This is a genomic window from Kitasatospora sp. Xyl93 (assembly GCF_055383135.1).
Genome location: NZ_AP029185.1, coordinates 4103626 through 4122446, shown reverse-complemented (window position 1 = coordinate 4122446; position 18821 = coordinate 4103626). Strand labels below are relative to the sequence as shown.

Genomic DNA, 18821 nt, shown 5'->3' with positions numbered 1-18821 from the left:
CGAGCCGGCGACCTCCGGGCCGGTCCCTTCCGGACCGGCCCGGAAACGTTTCAGCCGCGCACCGCTCCGGTGACCAGCCACTTGCCGCCGCGGGCGCGCCAGGCCAGGAAGCCGGCCCGCACCAGCATGAACAGGTTCATCGCCCACCACAGCCCGGCCAGACCGGCGCCGGTGGCCGGCACCGCCAGCGCCACCGGGACGAACACCGCCAGGGTCGCCAGCCCGGCCCAGGCCAGGTAGGGGCCGTCCCCGGCGCCCATCAGCACGCCGTCCAGCACGAAGACGAGCCCGGCCACCGGCTGGGTGAGCGCGAGCAGCAGCAGGGCGGTGCCCAGCTGGGCCCGGACGGCCGGATCGGGCGTGAACAGCGGGACGTACAGCGGGCGGGCGACCACCACCAGCAGGCCGAGCACCAGCCCGGAGACGATGCCCCACTCGACCATCCGCCGGGTGGCGGCCCGGGCGCCGGGCGCGTCCGAGGCGCCCAGGTAGCGGCCGATGATGGCCTGGCCGGCGATCGCGATGGCGTCCAGCGCGAAGGCCAGGAAGTTGAACACCGCCATGGTGATCTGGTGGGCGGCCACCTGGTCGTCGCCGAGCCGGGCGGCCACCGCGGTGGCGGTCATCAGCACCGCGCGCAGGCTGATCGTCCGGACCAGCAGCGGGCCGCCGGCCCTGGCGCCGGCCCGGATGCCCGCCGCGTCCGGCCGCAGCGAGGCGTGTTCCCGGCGGGCGCCGCGGACCACCACGACCAGGTAGGCGGCGGCCATCCCGTTCTGCGCGAGCACGGTGCCCCAGGCCGAGCCGGCCACCCCGAACCCGGCGCCGTACACCAGGCCGGCGTTCAGGCCGATGTTGGCGGCGAAGCCCGCGACGGCCACCACCAGCGGCGTCCGGGTGTCCTGGAGGCCGCGCAGCACCCCGGTGGCGGCCAGCACCATGAGCATCGCCGGGATGCCCAGGGAGCTGATCCGCAGGTACGTCACCGCGTGCGGCGCGGCGGTCGCCGAGGCGCCCAGCGCGTCGGCCGCCCAGGGCGCCAGCAGCAGGGTGAGCAGGACCACCGGGACGGCCAGGCCCAGGGCGAGCCAGATGCCGTCGATGCCCTGCTGCACGGCGCCCCGGCGGTCCCCGGCGCCGATCCGGCGGGCGACCGCCGCGGTGGTGGCGTAGGCGAGGAAGACGAACACGCCGGTCGCGGTGGAGAGCGCCGCGGAGGCGACGCCCACCCCGGCCAGCTGGGGGGTGCCGAGGTGGCCGACGATCGCCGAGTCGGCCATCAGGAAGAGCGGTTCGGCGACGAGCGCGCCGAAGGCCGGGACGGCCAGGGCGAGGATCTCCCGGTCGTGCCGGCGTCGAGGGGGCACCGGGGCCGGGGTCGGGGGCGAGGCGGTCATGGGGTCCAGGCTACTCATCCACAGGTAATGGACGTAAGTGGCCATTGCCTATTACTCGAAATCTTGAGCGTCGCTGTTCGCCCGCTCTGTGCCCACAGCCGTTCGGAGGTGTGTGAAGAATTTCTCATGCACAGGCCCGGGAAGAGGTAATCCCAGGTCAACCGGTTGACGGTGGATCGATCGTCCGGTTATCCACAGGAGCGTCCACAGGGGTGTCCACAGCTTTGCGGCAGTTCTCCACAGGACGGGGCGCTTCATCCACACCCCCTGTGGATAACCGCCTTGGCGCAACGGCGTCCGGCGCCTTAGCGTGGGCCCTCCGCCCGACATTCCCGCCGCCCCGGCGTCCGATTTGTCGGAGCTGTGGCGTACAAAGAGGAGCGGATCCGCTCCATCCAGCCACCGGCAAGCCCGCTCCAACTTCGCACCACTCGCTGATCGGGGAACACGCGTGACCGGCCCCCAGTACGACGACCACGACGCCCCGCCGCCGGAGGAGGACTGGCAGCACGCCGAGGACCCGTTCCCGGCCGGCGCCTTCGACGACGCGCCCTTCCCGGACGGCCCCGGCGACCGGCTGCCGGTCTCGCGCGCCCGCGGCGAGGGGCGCCAGGGCGGCGGCCGCGACGGCTTCCAGAAGGACGGCTTCCAGAAGGGCGGCAAGGGCGGCCGGCCGGAGGGCGGCTGGCCGCGCCGGGGCGAGGGCGACGGCGGGGGCGGCGTGGACGGCTTCGAGCGCGTCCCGCCGCAGGACCTGGACGCCGAGAAGTCCGTCCTCGGCGGCATGCTGCTGTCCAAGGACGCCATCGCCGACGTGGTCGAGGTGCTCAAGCCGGCCGACTACTACCGGCCCGCGCACGAGATGGTGCACGGCGCGATCCTCGACCTCTACGCCCGCGGCGAGCCGGCCGACCCGATCACCGTGGCCGGTGAGCTGACCAAGCGCGGCGAGCTCCAGCGGGTCGGCGGCGCCTCCTACCTGCACACCCTGGTCAACTCCGTCCCGACCGCGGCCAACGCCGAGTACTACGCCCAGATCGTCCACGAGCGCGCGGTGCTGCGCCGGCTGGTCGAGGCGGGCACCCGGATCGCCGGCATGGGCTACGCGGCCGAGGGCGACGTGGACGAGATCGTCAACGCGGCCCAGGCGGAGATCTACGCCGTCACCGAGCAGCGCACCAACGAGGACTACGCGCCGCTCGCCGACATCATGGAGGGCGCCCTCGACGAGATCGAGGCGATCGGCTCCCGGCAGGGCCAGATGTCCGGCGTGCCGACCGGCTTCGCCGACTTCGACCAGCTCACCAACGGGCTGCACCCCGGCCAGATGATCGTCATCGCGGCCCGCCCCGCGATGGGCAAGTCCACCCTCGCGCTGGACTTCGCGCGGGCCTGCTCGATCCACCACAAGCTGCCGAGCGTGATCTTCTCGCTCGAAATGGGCCGCAACGAGATCGCCATGCGCCTGCTCTCCGCCGAGGCCCGGGTCGCGCTGCACCACATGCGCTCCGGGAACATGACGGACGACGACTGGACCCGGGTCGCCCGCCGGATGCCCGACGTCAGCGAGGCGCCGCTGTTCATCGACGACTCGCCGAACCTGTCGATGATGGAGATCCGCGCCAAGTGCCGCCGGCTGAAGCAGCGCAACGACATCAAGCTGATCGTCATCGACTACCTCCAGCTGATGCAGTCCGGCGGCTCCCGGCGGGCCGAGAACCGCCAGCAGGAGGTCTCGGACATGTCCCGTAACCTCAAGCTGCTGGCCAAGGAGCTGGAGGTCCCGGTCATCGCGCTCTCCCAGCTGAACCGTGGTCCCGAGCAGCGCACCGACAAGCGGCCGATGGTCTCCGACCTCCGCGAGTCCGGCTCGATCGAGCAGGACGCCGACATGGTCATCCTGCTGCACCGCGAGGACGCCTACGAGAAGGAGTCCCCGCGCGCGGGCGAGGCCGACCTGATCGTCGCCAAGCACCGTAACGGCCCGACCGCGACCATCACGGTGGCGTTCCAGGGCCACTACTCGCGCTTCGTCGACATGACCCGGGACTGAGGCCCGGCCCTGACGTCCCCGCCGGGGGCGTCAGACGGTGACGGTGGCGCGGAAGAGCGTGCTGCCGCTGCCGGAGAGGCGGGTCGGGGTGCCCGTGGCGGGGAGGAAGGCGGACTGGCCGCGGGCCAGGTCCAGGACGGTGCCGTCGGCGGCGGTCAGCCGGGCCGTGCCCTCGGTGCAGAGCAGGATCTGCGGGGTGCGGCCGTCGATCTCGCGCCCGGTGCCGTCCAGCACGAAGCGGGAGAGCCGGAACTCGTCGATCGGGACGGGGTAGAGCTCCTCGCCCGGGGTGTCCCGGACCGGGACCGGCTCCAGCACCTCGGGGGCGCCGGCCGCGAAGACCACGACCTTCAGCAGCTCCGGCACGTCGATGTGCTTCGGGGTGAGACCGGCCCGCAGCACGTTGTCGGAGTTGGCCTGGAGCTCGACGCAGGCGCCGGACAGGTAGGCGTGCGGCACCCCGGCGCCCAGGTAGAGCGCCTGGCCGGCCCGCAGCCGGACGTGGTGGAGCAGCATGCCGGCGATCACGCCGCGGTCGTCCGGGAAGTCCTCGGCGATCCGGGCGTACGGCCCGTACTCCCCGTCGGGGTCGGTCGCCGCCAGCGCCTCGACGGTCCGCCGGACGGTCTCCCCGTCCAGGGCGAGGGCGGCGGTCAGGGCGCCGCGCAGCGCCGCGGACTCCCCCCCGTCCTCCGGCCGGGAGGTGCCCCCGCCGGCGGCCAGCTGATCGATCACCGGGGCGAGCCCGGGCACCGCGAGTCCGGCCAGCAGCCGGGCCGCCCCGGCGGGCGGGCGGAAGCCGCACAGGCCTTCGAAGTCGCCCAGCGCGCAGATCATTTCGGGCTTGTGGTTGGCGTCCCGGTAGCTGCGCTCGGGGGCGTCCAGGGGGATGCCGAGGGCGTTCTCGGCGGCGAAGCCGGCCCGGGCCTGGTCCAGCGTGGGGTGGGCCTGGATGGACAGTGGGATGCCCGCGGCCAGGACCTTGAAGAGGAACGGCAGGGTCGGGCCGAACCTGGCCACGCTCGCGGCGCCCAGTTCGCCCTCGGGGTCGGCCGCGATCAGCTCGTCCAGTCGGCGCGGGCCCCCGCCGCGGTCGGCGCGCGACGGGGCGCCGGGGTGGGCGCCCATCCACAGCTCGGCCTGCGGCTCCCCGGTCGGCTGCTGCCCGAGCAGCTCGGGCAGGGCGGTGAGCGACCCCCAGGCGTACGGGCGGACGGTGTTGACGAGCCTGTCCATGCGCGCGGTCCTACTCCTTCGCAGTCTGGGCGGCCCCGGACGTCCCGAGTCCGGATCGCCGGGGGCCCGGCGGTGCGGGCGGCCCGGGCACGGGCAAGGGAAACGACCCTAGCCGAACGGCGTCACCCAGGGGGAAACGGTGGTCATCGGGTGGGAGTGCCACGGCCGGACCGGCGGTTCCCGGCGCGGTAGTAGGATGCCAGGACGCAGTAGCCTCCGCCCTGCGCGCAGTTCGCCACCGAGGTCCTCCCCGGCGGGCTGCCGGCGGAGCCGCGTTCCAGAGTGCGGGCGCCGGTGTTCCGAGACCCCCCGCCATCGGCCGAGAGGTTTGCACGTGACCGTCAACCAGCAGAGTTTTGCTGATCTCGGCAAGGTCCTGGTGATCATCCCGACCTACAACGAGGCGGAGAACGTCGAGCGGATCGTCGGCCGGGTGCGTGCCGCCGTGCCCGAGGCGCACGTGCTGGTCGCCGACGACAACAGCCCCGACGGCACCGGCGAGCTGGCCGACAAGCTGGCCGTCGCGGACGAGCACGTCCACGTCATGCACCGCAAGGGCAAGGAGGGCTTGGGCGCCGCCTACCTCGCGGGCTTCCGCTGGGGCATCGACCACGGCTACGACGTCCTGGTCGAGATGGACGCGGACGGCTCGCACCAGCCCGAGGAGCTGGACCGGCTGCTGGGCGCGCTGCGCGGCGCCGACCTGGTGCTGGGCTCGCGCTGGGTGCCGGGCGGCCGGGTGGTGAACTGGCCGAAGTCGCGGCTGCTGCTCTCCCGCGGCGGCTCGACCTACTCGCGGCTGATGCTGGGCGTGCCGATCCGGGACGTCACCGGCGGCTACCGGGCGTTCCGCAAGGAGACCCTGCTGGGCCTGGGCATGGACGAGGTCGCCTCGGCCGGGTACTGCTTCCAGGTCGACCTGGCCTGGCGCACGGTGAAGGCCGGGTTCAAGGTCGCCGAGGTGCCGATCACCTTCGTCGAGCGCGAGCTGGGGGCGTCCAAGATGAACCGCGGCATCGTGGTCGAGGCGCTGTGGCGGGTGACCACCTGGGGCGTCACCGACCGGCTGGCCCGGCTGCGCGGGGGCGCCGCCAAGCGCTGACCGTCCGAACTCCTGTCGGCCGGAAGGGCCCGTCCGCCGGAACCGGCGGACGGGCCCTTCCGCATGTCCGGGAGTCCGGAGTCCGCGGGCGGCTCAGCAGCCGTTCCTCAGCGCGGCCTCCGGCAGGTAGCGGTCGGCCCAGACGGCCAGTTCGGTGAGCGCGGGCCGGAGCGCGGCGCCGCCCTCGGTGAGCCGGTAGCTGACCCGCAGCGGCGGGCCGGCGTCGACCTCGCGGACGACCAGCCCGGCCTCGGCCAGCTCGGTCAGCCGGTCGGAGAGCATCCGCTCGCTGATGCCCGGGACGGTGCGGCGCAGCTCGGAGAAGTACGCGGGGCCGCCGGTGTTGAGCACGCCCAGCAGCATGCCGGTCCAGCGCTTGCCGAGCAGGGTGAACACCCGGTTGAGGGCCAGGTCGATGTTCCCGCAGGCGCCCGGGTCCGCCGCGGCGCAGGAGTCGGTGGCGATCGGGACTCCGTCGGTCACTGCCTCGTGCTCGGCCATGGGTCAAGCCTACTCGACCGATCCCTAGTGACTGCAGAAAAGTAAGCTGCTACGGTATTAGCAGTTGCAGCGAAATAGGCAGCTACTAATCCCTTGGAGGCCCTGCCATGCCCACTCTCCTGCACCTCGACTCCTCCGCGGTCGCCGACGGCTCCGTCTCCCGCGAGGTCACCGCCGCCTTCCGCGCCGCCTGGCAGGCCGAGCACCCCGACGGCACGGTGATCTACCGGGACCTCGCCCTCGACCCGGTCCCGCACCTGGACGCGCACGGCATCAGCGCCGGATTCGCCCCCGCCGAGACCCACAGCGCCGAGCAGGCCGCCGCCTACGCGCTGCGCGAGGAGCTGATGGCCGAGCTGGAGCGGGCCGACGCCGTGCTGATCGGCAGCCCGATGTACAACTTCACGATCCCGTCGAGCCTCAAGGCCTGGCTGGACCAGGTGATCCTGATGGGCCGCACCGCCGGCGAGACGCCGTCCGCCAAGGGCACCCCGGTCACCGTGGTCGCCTCGCGCGGCGGCTCGTACGCGCCCGGCGCCCCGCGCGAGCCGTACGAGTTCGTCACCACCTACCTGGAGAAGGTGCTGACCGGCATGCTGGGGCTGGAGGTCGACTTCATCGTCCCGGAGTTCACCCTGGCGAGCGTCGTCCCGGCGATGGCCGAGTTCGTCCCGAACGCCGCCGAGTCCAAGGCCCGGGCGCTGGAGGAGGCCGCCCGCCGGGCCAAGGAACTGGCCGTCCGAGCCGCGGTGTGACGTGCGCCGGAGGCGTGCCCCGCCGGGCGCGCCTTCCGCGCATTCGGCCGCCGGTGCTCCCATGCTGTAGGGCGCAGGGAATCCGACCGCCGACCAGAGGGAGCAGCCCGTGACGACGTCCCCGTCCGAGGAGAGCGCCGGCGCGGAGCGTGCCCAGGCCGGGCCGGCCGTCCCCGGCGGGCCCGGCGAGGCCCCCGGGCCGGGCGCGGGCGCCGAGCCGCCGGAGCCCGGGCAGCCGGCCCGGCCGCTGGAGGTCGCCGTCTTCACCGGCCCCGAGTCGGCCTTCTTCGCCACCTCCACGCTGATCCTCGGCGAGCGGACCGCGATCCTGGTGGACGCCCAGCTGACCCGCAGTGCCGGGCGCGAGCTGGCCGAGTGGGTCGCGGGCAAGGGCAGACGGCTGCTCGCCGTCGTGGTCACCCACCAGCACCCGGACCACTATTTCGGGGCCGAGGAGGTGCTGCGGCTCTTCCCGGACGCGCAGCTGCTGGCCGCCCCGGCCGTGGTCGAGGGCATCCGGCGCACCGTCGCCGCCAAGGTCGCCCAGTGGAAGCCGGTGTACGGCGACGACATCCCGGACCACCCGCTGGTCCCCTCCCCGCTGCTGCCCCAGCCGCTGATGCTGGACCGCCAGGTGATCCCCGTGCTGCTGCTCGGCCAGGCCGACTGCGGGGACTCCACGGTCGTCCACGTGCCGAGCGTGCGCACCGTGATCGCCGGGGACTTCGTCCACAACGGCACCCACGTCTGGACCGCCGACACCACCCCGGCCCAGCGCGTCACCTGGGGGCACAACCTCGGCCGGATCGCCGACCTCGGCGTGGAGCGGGTGATCGCCGGGCACCGGGCCCCGGGCCAGGGCGACGACGCGGCCCGGGTGCTGGCCTTTACCGGCGAGTACCTCCAGGACTTCGACCGGCTGCTGGCCGCGCACCCGGACGACCCGGAGGCGCTGGTCACGGCGATGAACGAGCGGTACGGGGAGCTGACCCTGCCGTCCTTCCTGGCACTGGGCGCGGAAGCCAACACCGCCCGCGCGGCCCGGCCCGACGCGGCGGTCGAGGACGGGCCGGAGCCCGCCGGGAACGGGCGGGGCCCCGCGGAGAACGGGCCGGAGCCTGCCGAGGACGGCCCGGAGCCCGCGGAGAACGGCGGGAGCGCGCCGGAGTAGGCCGGATACTGGCCGTATGACGCCGTACGACGTGATCGTCCCGGCGGGCGGGGCCGCCCGGCGCCTCGGCGGCGCCGACAAACCCGGCCTGACGGTGGGCGAGACCACCCTGCTCGACCGGGTGCTCGCCGCCTGCGCGGGCGCCCGCACCGCCGTCGTGGTCGGCCCGGCCCGGCCGACCGCGCACGGCGGCGTCCGCTGGACCAGGGAGCAGCCGCCCGGCGGCGGACCGGTGGCCGCCGTCGCGGCCGGGCTCGACCTGGTCACCGCGGACACCGTGCTGCTGCTCGCCGCCGACCTGCCCTTCCTGGACCGGCGGACGGTGGAACGGCTGGTCACCGCCCTCGACCGGGCCGGGGCGCGGGCGGACGCCGCCGTACTGGTCGACGCGGGCGGGCGCGAGCAGCCGCTCGCCGCCGCCTACCGCACCGCCCCGCTGCGCGCCGCGCTGGCCGCCCTCGGCGACCCGGCCGGCCGGCCGCTGCGCCGTCTGGTCGGCGGGCTGACCCGGCTGCGGGTGGCCGACACCGACGACGTCGCCCACGACTGCGACACCTGGGAGGACCTGGAGCGGGCCCGCGAGCGCGACCGGGCCTGAACCTCACCGCTGCCGTCACCTGGGTGTGAGCGAAACGACGCGCCCCGCACACGGGGCGAACACCCCGGGGAAACCGCCGATCGGGCAGCATGGGCGCATGGAGCGCACGCTGGATGACTGGATCGCCGAGGTCAAGGCCGACCTGGGCATCGACCTGGACGTCGACGTCCGTGGTCTGCTCGACACGGCCCGGGTGGTCGCGCACGGGGTGGACCGGCCGGCCGCGCCGCTGACCGCCTTCCTGATCGGCTACGCGGCCGCCCAGCGGGGCGGCGGGGCGGAGGCCGTCGCGGAGGCGGCCCGGCGGGCCGAGGCCCTCGTCGAGGGCTGGGGCGCCGCCGCCCGGCCGGGCGAGTCGTGAGTGCGGTCGGACAGACCGTCGTGGCCGCACCGTCCACCGATCCCGGCGTGCTGAGCTGGTCCCGGGCCCGCGAGACCGCGCGCCGGGCCGGGGCGCGCCCGCTGCCCGGGGTCCCCGTCCCGCTGGCCGAGGCGCTCGGCCGCACCCTCGCCGAGCCGCTCGGCGCGCTCACCGACCTGCCCGCCTTCGACACCTCCGCGATGGACGGCTGGGCGGTCGCCGGCCCCGGCCCGTGGCGGGTGGCCGGCCGGGTGCTGGCCGGACGGACGGAGCCGGCGCCGCTGGCCGACGGCACCGCCGTGGAGATCGCCACCGGCGCCCAACTGCCGTCCGGCGCCACCGCCGTCCTGCGCCGTGAGCACGGGCGGACGGACGGCGCGCTGCTGCACGACCGCGGGCCGCAGCCGCTGACCACCGGCCAGGACGTCCGCCCGCGCGGCCAGGAGTGCCGCCGGGGCGAGGAGTTGCTGCCGTCCGGTACGCCGGTGGGGCCGGCCGTGCTCGGCCTGGCCGCCGCCTGCGGCCACGACCGGCTGCCGGTCCACCGCCGCCCCGAGGTCCAGCTGCTGGTGCTGGGCGACGAGTTGCTCACCGCCGGGGTGCCCGGGCCGGGCCTGGTCCGGGACGCGCTGGGGCCGCTGCTGCCGCCCTGGCTGCGGGCCGCCGGCGCCGATCCGGCCGAAGCCGGGTACGTCCGGGACGACTTCGGGCTGCTCCGGGACGCACTGCGGCACTCCACCGCCGATCTCGTGGTCACCACCGGCGGAACGGCCGCCGGACCGGTCGACTTCCTGCACCGGGCGCTCGCCGAGACCGGTGCCCGGCTGCTGGTGGACGGTGTCGCCGTCCGGCCCGGGCACCCGATGCTGCTGGCCGAACTCCCCGGCGGCCGCCACCTGGTGGGCCTGCCGGGCAACCCGCTGGCGGCCGTCGCCGGGATGGTCACCCTGGCGCTGCCGCTGCTCCACGCGCGCAGCGGGCGGACCGTCGGCGCCCCCGCGCTCGCCCCCGCCGCGGCCGCCCTGCCCGGACACCGCACGGACACCCGGCTCCAGCCGGTCCGGCGGACCGCCGGGGGCGTGCTGCCGCTGGCCTTCGACGGACCGGCGATGCTGCGCGGGCTCGCCCGGGCCGAGGCGCTGGCCGTGGTGCCGCCCGGCGGGGCGGCGGCGGGGGAGCCGGTCGAACTCCTGGAGGTGCCGTGAACCGGATCCGACGCAATCCGGCGCCCGGCACCGAGCCGTGGGCGGACGCCGGGGTCGTGCTGCCCGCCCGACGGGCCGCGCCCGCCGTCCGGCAGGTCGGCTCCCGGCTGCTGCTGGCGCTCGCCGTCCTGGTCGCCACCACGTTCATCGTCTACGTCGACCGGGCGGGTTACAACGACAACGCGGGCGGCGGGCTCAGCTTCCTGGACGCGGCGTACTACGCCACCGTGACGCTCTCCACCACCGGGTACGGCGACATCACCCCGTTCAGCGACAGCGCCCGGCTCACCAACATCCTCGTGATCACCCCGCTGCGGGTGCTGTTCCTGATCATCCTGGTCGGCACCACGCTGGAGGTGCTCACCGAACGGACCCGCCTGCAATGGCGGTTGAACCGCTGGAGGTCCACCGTGCGCGAGCACACCGTCGTCATCGGCTACGGGACGAAGGGCCGCAGCGCCGTCGACACCCTGCTCGGGCAGGGGGTGAAGAAGGAGGAGATCGTCGTCGTCGACCCGCAGCGCAAGGTGATCGACCAGGCCGCCCAGCACGGCCTGGTCGGGGTGGTCGGCGACGCCACCCGCACCGACACCCTGGTGCGCGCCGCACTGCCCACCGCCGCGCGGGTGGTGGTCGCGCCGGAGCGGGACGACACCGCCGTACTGATCACACTGACGGCCCGCCAGCTGAACAAGGCCGCCACCGTGGTGGCCGCCGTCCGGGAGGACGAGAACGCGCCGCTGCTGCGGCAGAGCGGCGCCGACGTCGTGGTGACCAGCTCCAGTTCGGCCGGGCGGCTGCTCGGGCTGTCGATGCTCAGCCCGCACGCCGGGGCGGTGATGGAGGACCTGCTGACGTACGGCAACGGGCTGGACGTGGTGGAGCGCCCGGTCACCCGGGCCGAGGCCGGGCACAGCCCGCGCGAGTGCGCGGACCTGGTGGTCGCGGTGGTCCGCGGCCGACGGGTGCTCAACTACACCGAGCCGGAGGCCGCCGTGCTCCAGCTCACCGACCGGGTGATCGTCATCAGGTCCAGCGGAGCCGCGCCGACCGGCTGAGCCGCGCCGCGCAACCGCCCCGGCCCCAGTAGGTTCGGGGCATGCATGCGATGACGATTCCCGTACCCGGCGGTCCCGAGGCACTGGTCTGGGCCGAGGTGCCCGACCCGGTGCCCGCGGAGGGCGAGGTCCTGGTCGAGGTGGCGGCCACCGCCGTCAACCGTGCCGACCTGCTCCAGCGGCAGGGCTTCTACAACCCGCCGCCCGGCGCCTCGCCCTACCCGGGGCTGGAGTGCGCCGGGCGGATCGTCGCGCTCGGGCCCGGGGTGGCCGGCTGGGCGGTCGGCGACGAGGTGTGCGCGCTGCTGGCCGGCGGCGGCTACGCGCAGCGGGTCGCGGTGCCGACCGGGCAGCTGCTGCCGTTGCCCGCGGGGCTGTCCGTCGAGCAGGCCGCGGCGCTGCCCGAGGTCGCCTGCACGGTGTGGTCCAACGTCTTCCTCACCGCGCACCTGCGGCCCGGCGAGACGGTGCTGCTGCACGGCGGCGCGAGCGGGATCGGGACGATGGCGATCCAGCTGGCCAAGGCGGTCGGCGCCCGGGTCGCGGTCACCGCGGGCAGCCCGGAGAAGCTGGCGCGGTGCGCCGAGCTGGGCGCGGACATCCTGATCGACTACCGCGAGCAGGACTTCGTGGAGGCGCTCCGGGAGGCCACCGGCGGGGCCGGGGCGGACGTGATCCTGGACATCATGGGCGCCAAGTACCTCCAGCGGAACGTGGACGCGCTGGCGGTCAACGGGCGGCTGGTGATCATCGGACTCCAGGGCGGGGTGAAGGGCGAGCTCGACCTCAACGCGCTGCTGCGCAAGCGCGGGGCGGTGATCGCCACCAACCTGCGCGGGCGGCCGCTGGCGGAGAAGGCGGCGATCGTGGCGGCGGTGCGGGAGCACGTCTGGCCGCTGGTGGAGTCCGGCGTGGTGAAGCCGGTGGTGGACCGGGTGCTGCCGCTGGCCGACGTGGCCGAGGCGCACCGGGCGCTGGAGCGCGGGGAGCAGGTCGGGAAGATCGTCCTGCGGGCCTGAGCCGGGGGACCGGGCGGCGGGCGACGAGGCGTGACGTCGGGTGGCGGTGGGCGACGGCGGGAGGGCGTGAACCGCCCGAAGTGCCGCAACGGCCGGGGCGTGCGAATCTGGTCCGGAGCTGTCCCGCCGCCGATCCCGCCCCCGGGCGCCGTCGGCCGTCGGAAGGACTCCGACCGTGGCCGCATCACCGCACGTCTCCCTCGGGCCGCTGCCCGTCGCGCCGCACCACCGTCGTGCTTCCCGCCGGTCCCAGGGCCGCCGATCGCCGGGCCGCGCCCAGCGACTGTTCGCGGCGGCCGTGCTGGGGCTCACGCTCCCGCTGGCCGCCGCCTCGGCGGCGGTGGCGCTGCCCTCGTCGGCGGGGACGCCCCCGTCGGGGGCGGAGTCCAAGGCCTGGTCGGGTGCCGGCGCCGACGCCCTGCCGGGCGCCGCCAGGCCGGCGGCCGCGCCGCCCTGGCGGCCGGTGCCGCGTCCGCACCAGGGCGGCGGCTTCCCGCAGGTCCACCGGCACCACCCGGCCTCGCTGCCCGAGCGCCCGGACGCCGCCGTGGAACAGGCCCCCGACCAGGTGCCGGAGCAGGCGCTGGAGCAGTCCGTCGAGCAGACTCCCGAGCAGGTGCCGGAGCAGGCCCCGGAGCAGGGCGTCGAGGCCGAGCCGTCGGAGAGCGACGGAGACGGCGCGCAGGCCGGTGCCCCCGGCGACGCCGCGGGCCCGGCCGCGCCGGACACCGTCACGGCCGCCGGCCGGCCGGTCGCGGCCGTCGCCGCGGTGCCCGCGATCCTCCCGGCCCGCTGGCGGGACGCCTCCACCACCCAGCTCCCGCTGGGCGTCGGCCTGGGCCTGATCGGCTGCGGCCTCGGCCTGGTCGGCCTGCGGCTGCGCAAGGGCTGAGACCGCGCAGGGGCCGAGGCGAAGGGGCCGAGGCGTCGGGCCGGCGCGCAGGGGCCCAGGCACGCCCACGGCCGGCGCGCGGGGCGCGGGGCGCGGGAACCGGGGCGCGGGAACTGAGTATCCGTACGGATACCCGTGCGGCGCCCGGGGGCGTACCTTCGTCGTGGGTGGCGCAGGACGGCGGGACGACCGGGGGCTTCCGCCCGACCAACCCCAGTGAGAGAGAATGTTGTTCATGACGAATCCGATGAACGAGCGCCCGTCGCAGGAGCCCTTCCGGGCCGCCGGCGGGCAGTCGCAGGACGGCCAGAAGGTGCTGATCGTCGGACCGGACGGCCTGCCCGTGGGCCAGGGGTTCGCCGGCGCGGCCGGTGACGGGGACGACGAGGGCGACATGCCGCGCGAGCTCCCGGTGACCGAGATGGTCGAGCAGCCCGCCAAGGTCATGCGCATCGGCAGCATGATCAAGCAGCTGCTGGAGGAGGTCCGGGCGGCTCCCCTCGACGAGGCGAGCCGGGTCCGCCTGAAGGACATCCACGCGAGCTCGATCAAGGAGCTCGAACTGGGGCTGGCCCCGGAGCTGGTCGCCGAGCTGGAGCGGCTGTCGCTGCCGTTCACCGACGACACCATCCCGACCGAGGCCGAGCTGCGGATCGCCCAGGCCCAGCTGGTCGGCTGGCTGGAGGGCCTGTTCCACGGCATCCAGACCGCCCTGTTCGCGCAGCAGATGGCGGCGCGGGCCCAGCTGGAGCAGATGCGGCGGGCGCTGCCGCCCGGTCTGAACAGCGGTGAGCCGGACGAGGACGAGCCGGGCCAGAGCCGCGGCATCCGCTCCGGCCCGTACCTGTAGCCGCACCGGGGCACACCTGGCGGTACCCGCCGGTAGGGGCGTCCGGTCCGTCCCGACCGCCGACGGACCGGACGTACCGCGACGATCCTCCCCGCCCCGGGCCACCGGGTCCGCAGGGCCGCCGGCCCGGGGCCCGTCCCGGCCCTGGGCCGATCACCGTCGGCGGGAGCCGATACCCTGACCCCTGTCGCCGGCCGGTGGAACCGCCGCGGCAGGGGCCCGCCAGGCCAGCGGGCCGGGCCCACCACGCACGGACGAGACCGAACGTCAGGCTGCGGCAGCACGGCCGCGCCGAGGGGGAGCAGAGGACCATGAGCGAGCACGGCAACGCGGTCGAGGGCTTCTCCCTGGGCAACGGCCGCTATGTGCTGCAGCGGCTGCTGGGCGAGGGCGGCATGGCCTCCGTGCACCTCGCCTACGACAGCGTGCTCGACCGGCAGGTCGCGCTGAAGAGCATGCACAGCGAGCTGGGCCGGGACGACTCCTTCAAGGAGCGGTTCCGCCGCGAGGCCCAGGCCGTGGCCCGGCTGGAGCACCCGAACATCGTCACGGTGTACGACAGCGGCGAGGACGTCGCCCCGGACGGCTCCAGCACGCCGTACATCGTCATGCAGCTGATCGACGGCAAGGGCCTGCGCGAGGCGATCAACGAGGCGATCGGCCAGTACGGCGCGATGCCGGCCGAGGAGGCCCTGAAGGTCACCATCGGCGTGCTGAACGCGCTGGAGGCCTCGCACGACATGGGCCTGGTGCACCGCGACATCAAGCCCGGCAACGTCATGTTCGACCGCAAGGGCAACGTCAAGGTCATGGACTTCGGCATCGCCCGCGCGCTGGAGTCCGGCGTCACGTCGATGACCCAGACCGGCATGGTGGTCGGCACCCCCCAGTACCTCTCGCCCGAGCAGGCGCTCGGCAAGCCGGTGGACGCCCGCTCCGACCTGTACTCGGTCGGCGTGATGCTCTTCGAGATGATCACCGGGCAGCTGGTCTTCGACGGCGACTCGGCGTTCTCGATCGCCTACAAGCACGTCCAGGAGGAGCCGCCGGCCCCCTCCACCCTCAACCGCTCGATCACCCCCGAGGTGGACGCCTTCGTCGCCCAGGCGCTGCGCAAGGACCCGGCGCACCGGTTCCAGAGCGCGGCGGCGATGCGGGACGAGGCGGAGCGGCTGATCGAGGCCGCCAAGGGCGGCGCCAACGGGCAGCGGCTGCAGGCCAGCACCCCGCTGGTGATCAACGAGGGCCCGCGCTCGGTGCACGCCGCCCCGCCGGCGCCGCAGGCCCCGCAGACGCCGCAGCCCTTCCAGCCGCAGCCGCCGCAGCAGTACCGGACGCCGCCGCCGGCCTACCAGGCGCCGCAGACCCCGCACCCCTTCCCGCAGCAGCAGTACCAGACCCCGCCGCCGGCCTTCCAGGCCCCGCGGCCGCAGGCGCCGCACACCCCGCACCCCTTCCCGCAGGCGCACACCCCGCCGCCGCAGCCGATGCCGCCGTACCAGCAGCCGAAGGCGCCCACCAGCGGCGGCGGCTGCTCGACGGCCGTGGTCGTGATCGGGATCATCGTCGGCGTGCTGGTGCTCGCGGGCATCATCATCGCGATCGTGGTCAACAAGGCGAACGAGAAGACCGGCGGCAAGTTCAGCACCTCGGAGCGCCCCGCCCACGTCCTGGTCCTCGACCTCCCCGCCGACCGCAATGGCCTGCTCTGACGGGTTCCGGCCGGTTCGGGGGTATCACGGTCGTCCGCCGGAGGCGGTAGCGTTCGGGGATACGTAAGCGACAGGGCACCGCGATCCGAGCGAACGCCCGGGGCGAGGAGCGATGGCACAGACGCAGCAGCCGGACGACGACGCGGGTGTCCGAGCGGTCGGCCGGACCGGCGGAACGCCGAGGGTCCCCGAGCCCGGCGGCCCGCAGACCCCGGGCCGCGGCACCGCCGTGCCGCTGAGCACCGTCGGCGACGGCCGCTACCGGCTGACCCACCGGCTCGGGCGCGGCGGCATGGCCGAGGTGTTCGCCGCCGAGGACGTGCGGCTCGGCCGCACCGTGGCGGTCAAGCTGCTGCGCGGAGAGCTGGCCCAGGACGACGTAGCCCGGCTGCGCTTCACCCGCGAGGCACACGCCGTCGCGGCGCTCAACCACCACTCGATCGTCGCGGTCTACGACACCGGCGAGGAGTACGTCGGGGACGAGTCCACGCCGTACATCGTGATGGAGCTGGTCGAGGGCCGCACCGTCCGCGAGCTGCTGGCGGACGAGGAGGCGCCGCCGGTCGACCAGGCGCTGATCATCATCGCCGGGGTGCTGGAGGCGCTCGCCTACAGCCACCGCAACGGCATCGTCCACCGCGACATCAAGCCCGCCAACGTGATCATCACCAACACCGGCGCGGTCAAGGTGATGGACTTCGGCATCGCCCGGGCGCTGACCGGCGGGGCCACCACGATGACCCAGACCGGCATGGTCATGGGCACCCCGCAGTACCTCTCGCCCGAGCAGGCGCTCGGCAAGCCGGTCGACCACCGCTCCGACCTGTACGCGGCCGGCTGCATGCTCTACGAGCTGCTCACGCTGCGCCCGCCGTTCACCGGCGACACCCCGCTCTCGGTGGTCTACCAGCACGTCCAGGACCCGCCGGTGCCGCCCTCGCAGGCCAACGGCCGGGTGCCGGTCGGCCTCGACCCGCTGGTGCTGCGCTCGCTCGCCAAGAACCCGGACGACCGCTTCCAGGACGCCGACGAGTTCCGCGCCCACGTGCAGCACGCGCTGCGCGAGATGCACGGCGCGGCCGGGCCCGGCTGGGGCGGCGCCGCGGCCGGCGACACCGGCGCGACCCAGGTGATCCGGCCGGACCAGATCGCGGCCACCACGGCCTTCGGAACGGTGGGCCCCGGCGACCAGACCTCCGTGCTGCCGTACCCGACGGGCGGCGCGCACTCCTCCGCCGCGCCCTACCCGGGGGCCGGCGGCCCGTACGGCGGTGACGGCGCGGACGAGGACGGCGACGGCTCCGGTCGGCGGCGCGGGCCGTGGGCCTGGGTGGCCGGCGCGGTCGCCGTGCTGGTCGCGGCCGGTGCGGGCATCGCGTTCGCGCTCAGCGGCGGCGACCACCCCGACTCCAAGGTGCCCCCGACGCAGGCCCCGGTGGTCACCAGCACCGAGACGACCGCGCCGGTCCCGAGCGGTCCGACGACGGCGCCGCCCTCGTCCTCCGGCAGCAAGAAGCCGCAGCAGCCGACCGACCCCGGCACCAGCACCGGGAACAGCACCGGGAACAACACCGGGAACAGCGGCAACAACATGTCGCCGTCGCCGAACACCGGCAAGCACACCCAGGCCCCGACGCCGACCGGGGGCCCGACCCGCACGCCGACGGGGACGTCGTCGGCGACGAACGCGCCGACGACGGCACCGACCGGCGGCGGCTCGGGGCAGCCGGTGCCTCCCCAGACGCCCAAGCCGTCGCTGCCGGTCACCGCACCGGCCACGCCCGGCGGCAACTGACCGGGTCAGTTGGCGAAGGCGTCCAGGACCTGCTCGTACTCCTGGCACCACCACGCCAGCTGCCCCGCGGAGGCGGGGTAGAGCGGGTCGGCCCGGTGGTCGGCCCGCTGGTAGCGCCACTGCAGCATCCAGAAGTCGTTCAGCCGCTCCCACCAGACCCGGTGGACGGCGGCGGCCAGGTGCTCGGCGGTGGCGGCGCCGGAGGCCCGGTAGGCCTGGGAGTAGCGGCGGACCCGGACCAGGTCGAGGACGCCGGACGAGCGGTCGTTGAAGAGCAGCGTGGCGGCCCGGACGGCCTCCTCGGCGCGTGGTTGCGGGCCGAGCTTGTCCCAGTCCAGGACGGCCGCGACCCGGCCGCCCTCCGGGCCGTCGCCGTACAGCAGGTTGAGGCCGTGGAAGTCGCCGTGGGTCCAGCCGGTGGGCGGCGCGACCTCCGGGGCGGGGCGGCGGTGGGCGTGCTCGGCGAGCAGTTCCAGCCTTTCCGTGAGCCGTTCGACCACCAGTGCGTCCAGTTCCCCGGCCGGGTGGTGCGCGCGGGCGCGGCGCCGCAGGTCGCGGGCGAGCGCGGCGCTGTCGACGGGGTCGGCGCTCCGGTAGCCGGCGGGTTGGACGAGGGGGGCGCAGACGTCGTCGAGCGCGCCGTGCAGCTGGCCGAGCAGCGTGCCGAGCGCGTCGCACTGCGACGGGTCGAGCTCGCCGCCGTGCCGGTGCCGGCCGTCGACCCAGGGGAACAGCGCGAACAGCCGGCCGCCCCAGGCGGCCACCGTGCCGGACCGTTCGGCGCAGCTCAGCGGGGGTGCGACGGGCAGCCCGAGGGTGTTCAGCGCGGCCATCGCGCGGTGGTGGGCGAGGATCTTCGGACGGCTGGCGGTGGCGGAGTCGACGTAGCACTTCAGGAAGTACGGACCGGCCTCGGTGGTGACCAGGTACCCCCGGTTCAGCAGGCCCTCGGCGACCGGTTCGGCGGTCAGCAGCCGTCCTGTCCGGTAGCGGGTCAGGACCTCGGCGAGCGCTCCCAGTGGGACGGGTGGACTGAGGGTCCCCATCGGCGGTGCGGAGAGGTCGGGGCGGGCCGGTGCGCAGGCGAGGGTCTGGCTGAAAGTCACGTGAAGAGGT

General features: G+C 75.0%; 15 protein-coding genes and 1 pseudogene. 12 read left to right on the top strand and 4 right to left on the bottom strand.

Annotated elements, in window-relative coordinates:
- Positions 1 to 50: 50 nt before the first annotated feature.
- The gene (locus ACZ5GH_RS18415) at positions 51 to 1397 is read right to left on the bottom strand and encodes an MATE family efflux transporter (protein WP_464334785.1); all 1347 of its coding nucleotides are present in this window, start codon (positions 1395 to 1397) and stop codon (positions 51 to 53) included.
- A gap of 577 nt (positions 1398 to 1974) precedes the next feature.
- Between ACZ5GH_RS18415 and dnaB the strand changes: the two genes are divergently transcribed.
- Complete coding sequence (gene dnaB, locus ACZ5GH_RS18410) at positions 1975 to 3450, top strand: replicative DNA helicase (protein ID WP_387753161.1); 1476 nt, start codon at positions 1975 to 1977, stop codon at positions 3448 to 3450.
- A gap of 30 nt (positions 3451 to 3480) precedes the next feature.
- Here the strand turns inward: dnaB and manA are convergent, their stop codons facing one another.
- The gene (manA, locus tag ACZ5GH_RS18405; RefSeq protein WP_464334784.1) at positions 3481 to 4686 is read right to left on the bottom strand and encodes a mannose-6-phosphate isomerase, class I; all 1206 of its coding nucleotides are present in this window, start codon (positions 4684 to 4686) and stop codon (positions 3481 to 3483) included.
- A gap of 334 nt (positions 4687 to 5020) precedes the next feature.
- Here manA and ACZ5GH_RS18400 point away from each other — a divergent pair, with 334 nt between their 5' ends.
- Positions 5021 to 5788, top strand: a complete 768-nt coding sequence (locus ACZ5GH_RS18400) for a polyprenol monophosphomannose synthase (protein WP_387752003.1) — start codon at positions 5021 to 5023, stop codon at positions 5786 to 5788.
- A gap of 93 nt (positions 5789 to 5881) precedes the next feature.
- Here the strand turns inward: ACZ5GH_RS18400 and ACZ5GH_RS18395 are convergent, their stop codons facing one another.
- The gene (locus ACZ5GH_RS18395) at positions 5882 to 6289 is read right to left on the bottom strand and encodes a winged helix-turn-helix transcriptional regulator (RefSeq protein ID WP_464334783.1); all 408 of its coding nucleotides are present in this window, start codon (positions 6287 to 6289) and stop codon (positions 5882 to 5884) included.
- A 107-nt stretch (positions 6290 to 6396) separates the two neighbouring features.
- On the opposite strand from ACZ5GH_RS18395, the gene ACZ5GH_RS18390 reads away from it, so the two are divergent.
- The 10 genes and pseudogenes from ACZ5GH_RS18390 to ACZ5GH_RS18345 all read left to right on the top strand — a co-directional run bounded on the left by ACZ5GH_RS18390 (position 6397) and on the right by ACZ5GH_RS18345 (position 17705).
- Positions 6397 to 7044 (top strand): FMN-dependent NADH-azoreductase, encoded by a 648-nt coding sequence (locus tag ACZ5GH_RS18390; protein ID WP_464334782.1) that lies wholly within the window; start codon positions 6397 to 6399, stop codon positions 7042 to 7044.
- A 109-nt stretch (positions 7045 to 7153) separates the two neighbouring features.
- A complete protein-coding gene (locus ACZ5GH_RS18385; RefSeq protein ID WP_387752011.1) occupies positions 7154 to 8215 on the top strand; it encodes an MBL fold metallo-hydrolase in 1062 nt (353 codons plus the stop codon).
- Positions 8216 to 8231: 16 nt separating this feature from the next.
- A pseudogene (locus ACZ5GH_RS18380) lies at positions 8232 to 9174 on the top strand (NTP transferase domain-containing protein).
- Positions 9171 to 10379 carry a molybdopterin molybdotransferase MoeA gene (locus ACZ5GH_RS18375; protein ID WP_464334781.1) on the top strand — a complete coding sequence of 403 codons (1209 nt, stop codon included), beginning with the start codon at positions 9171 to 9173 and terminating at the stop codon, positions 10377 to 10379. Before ACZ5GH_RS18380 ends, ACZ5GH_RS18375 begins: the two are co-directional and overlap by 4 nt.
- Positions 10380 to 10384: 5 nt before the next feature.
- Positions 10385 to 11437 (top strand): potassium channel family protein, encoded by a 1053-nt coding sequence (locus ACZ5GH_RS18370; RefSeq protein WP_464336844.1) that lies wholly within the window; start codon positions 10385 to 10387, stop codon positions 11435 to 11437.
- Positions 11438 to 11478: 41 nt separating this feature from the next.
- Positions 11479 to 12456, top strand: a complete 978-nt coding sequence (locus tag ACZ5GH_RS18365; RefSeq protein WP_387752017.1) for an NAD(P)H-quinone oxidoreductase — start codon at positions 11479 to 11481, stop codon at positions 12454 to 12456.
- Between the two features lie 175 nt (positions 12457 to 12631).
- On the top strand, positions 12632 to 13348 hold the full coding sequence (locus ACZ5GH_RS18360) for a hypothetical protein (RefSeq protein ID WP_464334780.1): 717 nt from the start codon (positions 12632 to 12634) through the stop codon (positions 13346 to 13348).
- 235 nt (positions 13349 to 13583) lie between these two features.
- The gene (locus ACZ5GH_RS18355; protein ID WP_387752023.1) at positions 13584 to 14198 is read left to right on the top strand and encodes a bacterial proteasome activator family protein; all 615 of its coding nucleotides are present in this window, start codon (positions 13584 to 13586) and stop codon (positions 14196 to 14198) included.
- Between the two features lie 311 nt (positions 14199 to 14509).
- Positions 14510 to 15910, top strand: coding sequence for a protein kinase domain-containing protein (locus ACZ5GH_RS18350; RefSeq protein WP_387752026.1), 1401 nt, complete (start codon positions 14510 to 14512; stop codon positions 15908 to 15910).
- Between the two features lie 112 nt (positions 15911 to 16022).
- A complete protein-coding gene (locus ACZ5GH_RS18345) occupies positions 16023 to 17705 on the top strand; it encodes a protein kinase domain-containing protein (protein WP_464334779.1) in 1683 nt (560 codons plus the stop codon).
- Positions 17706 to 17710: 5 nt separating this feature from the next.
- On the opposite strand, the gene ACZ5GH_RS18340 is transcribed toward ACZ5GH_RS18345, so the two are convergent.
- Positions 17711 to 18811, bottom strand: a complete 1101-nt coding sequence (locus ACZ5GH_RS18340; RefSeq protein WP_464334778.1) for a phosphotransferase — start codon at positions 18809 to 18811, stop codon at positions 17711 to 17713.
- Between the last annotated feature and the right edge of the window lie 10 nt (positions 18812 to 18821).